Genomic DNA, 480 nt, shown 5'->3' with positions numbered 1-480 from the left:
GCTTGAACAGGATCGGCAGGGATTCAAGGAGCAGCTCAATGGCTATCTGGCCGAGCTGGGGCAGTTACCCGCCAGCGCTAGAACCGAACAGCAGCAGGAGCTGCTGGCCCGCTGGTTCGAGCCACAGCAGTGGCGACGGGTCGAAGCGCTCACCCGGATGAAGCTGGGGGAGTAGTAAGCCAATGACAAGGGGCCCGAGATGGGCCCCTTGTTGTGGTGCGCTTATTGCGGCTTGTTGGTCGCCGGTAGCGGCTGCCAGGTGAGGCGAGTCACCTGATTGCCCTGCACCTCGCACTTGAGACTCAGCTCCTGCCAACCCTTCTCCTGACGCAAGGAGACATCGCCCGCGATGCCCTGCTCGCCAATCTTCAGCTTCTCCTGCTCGAAGATCACCTTGTCGCCACCAGCCAGCTCCATCAGCTTGCCGTTGCAGAGCCAGTGGGCGAGCTCCGCCCCCTTGAGCTTGACGCTGCCCTTGGC

The 480-nt window shown here is 62.7% G+C and carries 2 pseudogenes; one reads left to right on the top strand and one right to left on the bottom strand.

Features of this window, described 5'->3' with window-relative positions:
- Positions 1–175 (top strand): annotated as a pseudogene (locus AACS24_RS08805) (lipase secretion chaperone); the annotation flags it as partial.
- Positions 176–222: 47 nt separating this feature from the next.
- On the opposite strand, the pseudogene AACS24_RS08800 reads toward AACS24_RS08805, so the two are convergent.
- Positions 223–480 (bottom strand): annotated as a pseudogene (locus tag AACS24_RS08800) (hypothetical protein); the annotation flags it as partial.

The sequence above is a fragment of the Aeromonas sp. HMWF016 genome, assembly GCF_963878195.1.
Lineage (GTDB): Bacteria > Pseudomonadota > Gammaproteobacteria > Enterobacterales > Aeromonadaceae > Aeromonas > Aeromonas lacus.
This window is presented reverse-complemented; position numbering and strand designations above follow the sequence as displayed.